The sequence below is a fragment of the Pseudomonas sp. PB103 genome, from assembly GCF_009764635.1.
Lineage (GTDB): Bacteria > Pseudomonadota > Gammaproteobacteria > Pseudomonadales > Pseudomonadaceae > Aquipseudomonas.
This window is the reverse complement of record NZ_RWIL01000171.1, coordinates 1-8,850: the sequence shown is the minus strand read 5'-3', so window position 1 is coordinate 8,850 and position 8,850 is coordinate 1. Positions and strand designations below refer to the sequence as shown.

Below are 8,850 nucleotides of genomic sequence, written 5' to 3'. Positions count from 1 at the left end.
TTGTTGTTTATCTAGCAGAGCCCGGCGTTGCGCCGGGCTCGATCCTGAACGGACTTGTGGGCATTTATGGAAAAGTCGAAGTGGCGCAAAGTCGGTATGGGTTTGGCCTTGGCGGTGGCGGCGGGGTTGGTGTTCTACACGGTGCAGGCACCGGCGGAGGCGCCGCAGTATCTGACCGCGACGGTCGAACGCGATGACATCGAGAACGCGGTGCTGGCCACCGGCGTGCTCGAAGGGATCAAGCAGGTTGATGTTGGTGCGCAGGTCTCCGGCCAGTTGAAATCGCTGAAGGTCAAGGTCGGCGACAAGGTGAAAAAAGGCCAGTGGCTGGCGGAAATCGATCCGCTGGTGCTGCAGAACACCTTGCGCCAGGCTCAGGTCGATGAGGAAAACCTGCAAGCGCAAAAGCGCGCCACGCAGGCCCAACTGAAACAGACCAAGGCGATTTACGAGCGCTATCAGAACTTGCAGGAGGATGCGTCGATCTCGCGCCAGGATTTCGAAACTGCGGAATCCAATTATCAGGTGCAGCAGGCCAATCTGATGTCGCTGGATGCGCAAATCAAAAGTGCGCACATCCAGATTGACACTGCCAAGGTCAACCTGGCGTACACGCGGATTGTCGCGCCGATCGATGGCGACGTGGTCGGCGTGGTCACTCAGGAAGGCCAGACGGTGATCGCCAGCCAACTGGCGCCGGTCCTGTTGAAACTGGCAGACCTGGACACCATGACGGTCAAGGCACAAGTGTCCGAGGCCGATGTGATTCACATTGCGCCCGGGCAAGAGGTGTATTTCACCATTCTTGGCGAGGACAAACGCTACTACGCGAAACTGCGCGGCACCGATCCGGCGCCGCAGAACTTTCTCGAAACCCCGCCCGCCGGCACGCCGAAGCAAAGCAGCGCGGTGTTCTACAACGCTTTGTTTGAAGTGCCCAACCCCGACCATCGCCTGCGCATTTCGATGACCGCGCAGGTGCGCATTGTGCTCGACACCGCCAAGGCTGTGCTGACCGTACCGGTGGCGGCGCTCGGCCCGCGCAATGCCGACGGCAGCTTTCCGGTGCGCGTGCTCGACGCCAAGGGCCACGCGCAGTCGCGCAATGTGCAGACCGGGATCAACAACAACGTCAAAGTGCAGATCAATGATGGTCTGGCTGAAGGTGATCGCGTGGTCATCGGTGATCCGCTGACCAATGTGGCGGGGGCCTGAGCATGACCGAGCCACTGTTACAGCTGACCGGCATCACCCGCAGTTTCACCGCTGGCGATCGCGAATTTCTTGCGTTGAAAAACATCAACCTGACGATCCATGCCGGGGAAATGGTCGCGATCATCGGCGCCTCGGGTTCCGGTAAATCAACGCTGATGAACATCCTCGGTTGCCTCGATTACGCCACCGCCGGCAGCTACAAAATCAACGGCCAGGAAACCCGTGATCTGGACAATCAGGCGCTGGCCGAACTGCGCCGCGACTACTTCGGCTTCATCTTCCAGCGCTACCATTTGCTGCCGCATCTGAGTGCGATGCACAACGTCGAGATGCCGGCGATTTATGCCGGTACCCCCCAGCTGCAACGCCATGCCCGCGCCAGAGAGCTGTTGGCGCGACTGGGCCTCGAAGGTCACCTGACGCATCGGCCGAGCCAGTTGTCTGGCGGCCAACAGCAGCGGGTGAGTATCGCCCGGGCGTTGATGAACGGCGGCGAAGTGATCCTCGCCGATGAACCGACCGGCGCGCTCGACACGGCCAGCGGCAAAGAGGTGATGCGCATTCTGCTGGAGCTGCACGCCGCCGGGCACACGGTGATTCTGGTGACCCACGACCCGAAAGTCGCGGCCAACGCCGAACGCATCATCGAAGTCAGCGACGGTGAAATCCTCAGCGACCGCGCCAACGAACGCGACACCACGCACCTGCTCAGCGATGAGCCAGTGGCGCCGAGAGCCACCGCTTCGCGGCGTCTGGTGGCCAGCCTCGGCCTGTTCAAGGAAGCGTTCAGCATGGCCTGGGTCGCATTGATCTCGCACCGCATGCGCACCTTGCTGACCATGCTCGGGATCGTCATCGGCATCACCTCGGTGGTGTCGATTTCGGCGGTCGGCGAGGGCGCCAAGAACTACGTGCTCAAGGACATCGCGGCCATCGGCAGCAACACCATCGATGTCTATCCCGGCAGCAGTTACGGCGACAAACGTGCGGCGGCCATCGAAACCCTGACCCCGGCGGATGTCACGGCGCTGAATCAGCTGTATTACGTCGACAGCGCCACGCCGATGATCGGCCGCAGCCTGTTGCTGCGTTATCGCAATATCGATCTGGATGCGCAGGTCAACGGCGTCAGCGATCAGTACTTCAAAGTGCGCGGCATCAAGATGGCGGCGGGCATCGCGTTCAGCGAAAGCGATGCGCGGCGCCAGGCACAGGTGGTGGTCATTGATCACAACACCCGTCAGCGTTTGTTCGGGCAGGATGTCGATCCGTTGGGCCAGGTGATCCTGATCGGTAACCTGCCGTGCACGGTGATCGGCGTCGCCGCACAGGATAAAAGCCTGTTTGCCTCGGGCAAGACCCTCAACGTCTGGGTACCTTACGAAACGGCAGCCGGACGGGTGTTGGGCCAGCGTTATCTGGACAGCATCAGCGTGCGCATGAAGGAAGGTCAGCCGAGCAAAGTGGTGGAAGAGCACGTCACGCAGCTGTTGCTGCAACGTCATGGCAGCAAGGATTTCTTTACCAACAACCTCGACAGTGTGTTGCAGACGGTGCAGAAAACCAGCCGCTCGCTGGCGCTGCTGCTGTCGTTGATCGCGGTGATTTCGCTGGTGGTGGGGGGGATTGGCGTGATGAACATCATGCTGGTCTCGGTGACTGAGCGCACGCGGGAGATCGGCATTCGCATGGCGGTGGGCGCGCGGCAGTCGGATATTCGTCAGCAGTTTCTGGTGGAGGCGGTGATGGTCTGTCTGTTGGGCGGAGCAATCGGGATTTCGCTGTCGTATGCCATCGGGCATTTGTTTTCGCTGTTTATCAAGGAATGGGAGATGGTCTTCTCGCTGACCTCGGTGCTCACGGCGGTGATCTGCTCGACGCTGATCGGCATCGTCTTCGGCTTCGTCCCGGCCCGCAATGCCTCACGCCTCGACCCGATCGAAGCGTTGGCACGCGATTGATGAAACCATTGATCGTTCCTACGCTCGGCGTGGGAATGCAGCGCGGGACGCTCCGCGTCACTGGACGCAGAGCGTCCCTAGAGGCATTCCCACGCCGAGCGTGGGAACGATCAAGATCGCAGCCTGCGGCAGCTCCTACAGATCAGGCGGCGGTGGAGGTTGAGGTGTCCAGTGGCGAATACATCCAGCGCATCAATGAATGTCGCCCGCTGATGCCGAGCTTGATCGCGGCGCGCTTGAGGTAGCTTTCCACGGTGTTGACCTTGAGCTGCAACTGTTCGGCCAGCTCCGGTGCCGTGCGCCCGGTGAGCAGGCCGATGCACACTTCGCTTTCACGGTTCGACAGGCTCAACCCCAATTGCTGCAAACGCTCATTGAAGCGCAGGCGCAGGGTCTCGATGCCCGAGCCTTCGGTGGCCTCGGCCGGGCGTTCGCAGTCAGCATCGTCCGGTTGCAGGGCACTGATGTGTTTTTCCACCATCGGCAGCAGCAGCGGCGAAATATCATGCAGGCGGCTGCGCTCCTGCGCGGAAAAACGTTGCGACTGACCGTTGCGGTACACCGAAATCACGTAGCGGTAGCCGTCCTTGCGCCGGGTCAGATGCAGTTGCGAGGCATCGGTGGCCGTCGACGGATCAGCGGGCGGCAGGTCATGGGCCACCGCTGAGCTGTGCTCGGAAAACAGCGTTTCGGCGAGCAACGCGGCGTCTTTCAACGGTTCGGGTTCATTACGGCGGGTGGCACGGCCCACCGGCTCGACACGCATCTGCCGAATATGGGTGGCATCGACGGCCAGTTGGGTGAGGATCAGGTCATGCAGCATGCGCGGAAAATGCCGGCTGCCAGTGCTGGCGATGACCTTGCCGATATGCGGGAACAGGTGTGAGTTCATATTGTTCGTCCATGAGTTGCAATGGGGTACTCGCGTCCCTGGAATACCGGCGTGAAGCTCCATGGCCGGTAAAAACGTTTCCAGAAGACGATCCTATCCTAGTACAACGTTTCGACGACCGTTTAATGAAGGCGTTATTAGCTCATAACCGCGCACCGTTTTTGATCAGGTCAAGGGCCGTTGCGTTTTCGCCAACAGCAGCAACAGCACGCAGACCAGCACGGCCGCCCCAAGGTTGTAAATCATCGCGTTGACGAAGGCCGATGCGTACTGGCCGGCTTGCGTCGAGGTTTCAGCGCCGTTGGCAAGCGTCGCGCTGAACAGCATGCCGACCACGGCGACGCCCAGCGCCGCGCCGATTTGCTGGACGGTGGAAATAATTCCCGACGCCATGCCCGCCCGGGCCTCATCGATGAAACCCAGTACCAGGTTGAGCAGTGGCGTCATGATCAGCCCCTGGCCCGCGCCGACCACGATCAGCACGAGAATCAGGCGCGTGGGCTGCAAGTCTGCGCCGGCCAGTTGGACTTGCGTGATCAGCAGTCCGATCGACGCGCTGTACACCAGCGCCCCGGCGAAGATCGCGCGTGTTCCCCAGCGAGCCACCAGCCGAGGCGCGGTCAGTGACGCCAGCACAAAACCTACGCTGCAAGGTGCGAAAATGCTGCCGGCCAGGAAGGGCTCGAGCCCCAGCCCGGTCTGCATCAACAAGGCAAAACACAAGAAGAACGAACTGGACGTGGAGTAGACCAGCAGCACCAATAACGTGCCCAAGGCAAACCGTGGTTGGCCAAGCAAACGCATGTCCACCAGGGGCATCTCACACGTGACACGTCGCCGTTGCTGTTGGCGATAGAAGCCCAGCAGCAGGGCCAGCGCCGCCAGCAATGACAACGTGCTCCAGGCCGGCCAGCCTTGCCCCGGCCCCTCGATCAAGGGCACCAGCAGCAAGGCCAGCCCGGCACTGACCAGTGCCACGCCCGTCCAGTCCAGCGTCGGACGCTGAGGTGCGCGGGTTTCCGGGATGTGCCGCGCCGCTGCGATCGCGCACAGGCCGACGGGAACGTTGATCAAAAACACCGCGCGCCAGCCCAGCCCGAACAGATCGGCCTGCACCAGCCACCCACCGAGCACCTGACCGGCGATGGCGGCCAGGCCCAGTGTCATGCCGAGCAGGCCAAAGGCGCGACGGCTGTCGTCGCCCTCGAAACTCACGCGAATCGACGCATAGACTTGCGGAAACAACAACGCCGCCGCCAAGCCTTGCAGCACCCGCGCGCCAATCAGAAAACCGGCGTCGGGCGCCATCCCGCATAATGCCGACGCCAAGGTGAAACCAGCCATGCCGATCACGAATAGACGACGTCGTCCGTACAGATCACCCAGGCGTCCGCCGGTAATCAGCAATACGCCAAAGGCCAATTCATAGCCGGCCACGATAAAGCCGATTTGCGAGAAACTTGCACCCAGCCCTGACTGCATGTCGGGGATGGCGACGTTGACCACAAACAGATCGAAGATCGTCACGAAAGCTGCGATCAACAGGACGCAAAGGCCCAGCCATGGAGCGCTGGCAGCCGTGCGGACGGGCACGGCGGAAGAGGATAAAGGTGCGCTCATCTTGAGTATCCGAGTCAGTGAGCGCGCATTCTCAAAGCGTTCTTACGCACTTACAATTTAACCCTTTATGCTGTTACTGAAAGTAATGAGGTAAACGATGCGAACCATGGAACGAACTCGCAACGATCTGGCGGCCTTCTTGCGCGCGCGGCGTGAACGGCTGTCACCGGCCGACGTCGGCCTGCCCAGTGGAGGGCGGCGGCGCACACCCGGGCTGCGCCGTGAGGAAGTCGCGGCGCTCGCCGGGGTCGGACTGACCTGGTACACCTGGCTGGAACAGGGGCGCGACATCGGCGTGTCGGCCGCCTTTCTGGATAACCTGGCGCGGGTGCTGAAACTGGATGCCCCCGAGCGGCGGCATCTGTTTTTGCTGGCGCACGACCGCCCGCCGGCAGAACCGGGCAAGACCTGGTGCGTGGTGCCACCGCTGGTATTGCGCTTGATGCACGACCTGCCGCACGCCGCATACGTGCTCAACCTGCGCTGGGATGTGCTGGCGTTCAACGCTGCGGCAGAGGATCTGTTCGGTTTCGACCGGCAGGCCCCGGCGCGGCGCAATCTGCTGTGGATGCTGTTTACCGATCCGACCCTGCGCGAACGCTTCGCCCGTTGGGACCAACAGGCACCGCAAATGCTCGCCAGTTTCCAGCGCGACTATGCGCGCGCCTCGCAGGAGGCCGACATTCAGGCACTGGTCGACGAGCTGCAAAAAGCCTCGCCGGATTTCAGTCTCTGGTGGCGTCAGCATGACGTACAAGCGCCGTGCAACGGTGTACGCCAATTGCTGATTGACGGCATCGTCGAGCCGTTCGAACACACCACGTTGACCATCGATGCTGACCGGCATTTGCGTCTGGTGGTGTACGCCAGACAGTGATGGGCACGTGCTGGCCTAGCGTATCCAGAGACTCGAAAAGCCTGCGGCCAACGCCACCAGCGCTGTGTTGAGGCACACCAGCGCGAAGCCAAACCTGACCAGTTCGCCTTCTTCCGTGGCCTGGGTCTTGGCGAGTCCCAGTATCAGCATGACGATCGACAACGAACCCAAAGCGGCATGGCCTGCCGCGCTGTTTTGCGCCGCCGCCAGCAACAGGCGCGAGGCCTCGGGCAGCATCGCGATGGCCGGCATGAAGATCGCGTTGCCGCCGACATTTGATCCGGTCATGTAGCCGGACAAGGCGCCCAGCAGGCTCACCAGTGAGGTCGCCATCGTCGGTGAGAGGCCGGCGAGCAGTTGCATCAGACCGGCGAGAAATCCGGCCTTGACCATCATCTGCGACATCGCCAGAAAGAAAAATATCGTCAGCAACGGTCGCTTCGCCCGCGCCGCCAGTGCGGCCGGCAGGCTGACATCGGGATTCGCTGAGCGCGGTGTATTTCGCCCATGAATGACCAGCCCGAGCAGCACCAACAGCAAGGCAACACCCGGCGAGGCCAGTGGTTTCCAGGTGACTTGAGTACCGTGAACGATCCACAGATCCTGCCAGGCGGTGAGCGCCCACAAGGTTTTCAAAGCAACAATGCTGACAATCAGCGCCAGGTACGGCCAGGCCTGACGTGGCCAGTGCACTGAACCGTGGTCGTTGTGGCGGCGATGCAGACGCCACAAGCCACTGGCCAGAACGGCGCTGGCGGTAACCAGTCCCGCCGCTACACCGGCAACTTCCGGCCCCAGCCAGCGACTCGCCGCGTAGAGCACGCCGACAAACAACAACCAGAACAGACCCAGCGCGCGCCATTCCCGCGCCTCACGCACGCCGGCCAGGAACAACGCCAGCGCACTGAGGACGAGAAACACCGGTGCACTGGTCAGCGCTGACGCCGCCGCCAGCGCTCGCGCGTCGAGGTGCGCCAGCGAGGCGCCGATCACCGAGGCCAGGCCCAGCGTTCCCCACGGCATGATGGCCATGCCGGTCAGGGCAATGCGCAGCGCCACCCGGCGTTCGAACAGGCTCAACAGCAAGGGCACCGTGGCGATCAACGACACGCCGAAGCCGGTCATGGCTTCCAGTAACGGCGCCAGTCCGAGGACGATGAACACCAGTTGATCGCCGCGTCCCAGCCCCAGCGAACTGACCCAGCGGCTCAGCGCCAGATTGACCCCCAGCCGCTCGATGACAATCACGAACGCCAACCCCGGTACGATCACGAAAGCGGTGCTGGTAAACAGCACGGCAGTGTCCTCAGCCGCAGCGATCATGCTCGTCAGGTGCCACGCATCGGCGACGCCGGCGAGCCACAGCACCACCACCAGCAAGGTGCCGGCAATCGCCGCGTGTACGGGCGGGCGGCGCAGCACGACGAGCATGGCGGTGACCAGAAAAACCGGAGAAAGATGAAACAGAGCGACCATGCCAATGAAATCCTGTGTGAGTTCGCACTGCGAAGGCAGGCGGCGAACTCGATAATATTTCTCACGGCTAGATAAAGGGTCGCGGTTTTCTGCTAGTTTTCGAGAAAATTTCTCACGGATCGATCATGGCCAAAAACCTCGCAGCCGCCGCCTCGCTGGACAAGTTCGATCGGGCCATCCTCGATCTTGTCCAGCGCGACAACACCACGCCGCTTCGGTTGATGGCCGAGCAAGTGAATCTCAGCACCGCCGCTGTTCAGCGCCGTATCAAACGGATGGAAGAGGCTGGCGTGATCACCGGCAACGTCGCCATCGTCGACCCGACGGCGGTAGGGCGGCCGATCACCATCATTGTCGAAGTGATGGCCGAACGCACCAGCCTTGAAGCACTGGAAGCCATGAAGGCGCACTTTGCCGTCCCCGAAGTCCAGCAGTGCTACTACGTCACTGGCGAAGTGGATTTCGTCCTCGTGTTGACGGTGGCCAGCATGCAGGAATACCAGCTGTTGGCACGCAAGCTGTTTGCCGAAAACGCCAATGTGACCTGGTTCAAGACCATTGTGGCGCTGGACCGGGTCAAGGTCGGGCTGGAGGTGCCGAGTATGGTTGACTAGTGGTCTGCTGTTAATTGTCGCCTTTAAGTTGACGGTGAAACGCTTTTCAGCCGATTTATCCCCCTTCGATGCGTCAGTAATCTGTACCCAACTTGAACGCAACAACAACTTCCAACATCGAAAAGGGACGCAGACCATGACCACTCCAACCTACAACCGCCTGAACAAAGACGACGCCATCGTGCTGCTGGTCGA

General features: G+C 61.5%; 7 protein-coding genes and 1 pseudogene. 5 read left to right on the top strand and 3 right to left on the bottom strand.

Annotation, left to right across the window (positions count from 1 at the left end):
• The first annotated feature begins 66 nt into the window (after nucleotides 1-66).
• Both macA and EJA70_RS29375 read left to right on the top strand, forming a co-directional pair.
• Nucleotides 67-1,215, top strand: coding sequence for a macrolide transporter subunit MacA (gene macA, locus EJA70_RS29380; protein WP_158836030.1), 1,149 nt, complete (start codon nucleotides 67-69; stop codon nucleotides 1,213-1,215).
• 2 nt (nucleotides 1,216-1,217) lie between these two features.
• Nucleotides 1,218-3,176, top strand: coding sequence for a MacB family efflux pump subunit (locus EJA70_RS29375; protein WP_158836028.1), 1,959 nt, complete (start codon nucleotides 1,218-1,220; stop codon nucleotides 3,174-3,176).
• 142 nt (nucleotides 3,177-3,318) lie between these two features.
• On the opposite strand, the gene EJA70_RS29370 is transcribed toward EJA70_RS29375, so the two are convergent.
• Nucleotides 3,319-4,068 carry a helix-turn-helix transcriptional regulator gene (locus tag EJA70_RS29370; RefSeq protein ID WP_158836026.1) on the bottom strand — a complete coding sequence of 250 codons (750 nt, stop codon included), beginning with the start codon at nucleotides 4,066-4,068 and terminating at the stop codon, nucleotides 3,319-3,321.
• Nucleotides 4,069-4,233: 165 nt separating this feature from the next.
• Nucleotides 4,234-5,688 carry an MFS transporter gene (locus tag EJA70_RS29365; RefSeq protein ID WP_158836024.1) on the bottom strand — a complete coding sequence of 485 codons (1,455 nt, stop codon included), beginning with the start codon at nucleotides 5,686-5,688 and terminating at the stop codon, nucleotides 4,234-4,236.
• A gap of 97 nt (nucleotides 5,689-5,785) precedes the next feature.
• Between EJA70_RS29365 and EJA70_RS29360 the strand changes: the two genes are divergently transcribed.
• Nucleotides 5,786-6,565: a helix-turn-helix transcriptional regulator gene (locus tag EJA70_RS29360; protein WP_158836022.1), complete on the top strand. Its 780-nt coding sequence runs from the start codon at nucleotides 5,786-5,788 to the stop codon at nucleotides 6,563-6,565.
• 15 nt (nucleotides 6,566-6,580) lie between these two features.
• On the opposite strand, the gene EJA70_RS29355 is transcribed toward EJA70_RS29360, so the two are convergent.
• On the bottom strand, nucleotides 6,581-8,041 hold the full coding sequence (locus EJA70_RS29355; RefSeq protein ID WP_158836020.1) for an L-lactate permease: 1,461 nt from the start codon (nucleotides 8,039-8,041) through the stop codon (nucleotides 6,581-6,583).
• A 125-nt stretch (nucleotides 8,042-8,166) separates the two neighbouring features.
• Between EJA70_RS29355 and EJA70_RS29350 the strand changes: the two genes are divergently transcribed.
• On the top strand, nucleotides 8,167-8,655 hold the full coding sequence (locus EJA70_RS29350; RefSeq protein ID WP_158836018.1) for an Lrp/AsnC family transcriptional regulator: 489 nt from the start codon (nucleotides 8,167-8,169) through the stop codon (nucleotides 8,653-8,655).
• Nucleotides 8,648-8,850 (top strand): annotated as a pseudogene (locus EJA70_RS30960) (hypothetical protein); the annotation flags it as partial. The gene EJA70_RS29350 and the pseudogene EJA70_RS30960, both read left to right, overlap by 8 nt.

Coding starts and splice junctions, on each gene's coding strand:
- EJA70_RS29360 (WP_158836022.1), top strand. CDS start 5,786: ATGCGAACCATGGAACGAACTCGCAACGATCTGGCGGCCTTCTTGCGC.
- EJA70_RS29365 (WP_158836024.1), bottom strand. CDS start 5,688: ATGAGCGCACCTTTATCCTCTTCCGCCGTGCCCGTCCGCACGGCTGCC.
- EJA70_RS29370 (WP_158836026.1), bottom strand. CDS start 4,068: ATGAACTCACACCTGTTCCCGCATATCGGCAAGGTCATCGCCAGCACT.
- EJA70_RS29355 (WP_158836020.1), bottom strand. CDS start 8,041: ATGGTCGCTCTGTTTCATCTTTCTCCGGTTTTTCTGGTCACCGCCATG.
- EJA70_RS29375 (WP_158836028.1), top strand. CDS start 1,218: ATGACCGAGCCACTGTTACAGCTGACCGGCATCACCCGCAGTTTCACC.
- EJA70_RS29350 (WP_158836018.1), top strand. CDS start 8,167: ATGGCCAAAAACCTCGCAGCCGCCGCCTCGCTGGACAAGTTCGATCGG.
- macA (WP_158836030.1), top strand. CDS start 67: ATGGAAAAGTCGAAGTGGCGCAAAGTCGGTATGGGTTTGGCCTTGGCG.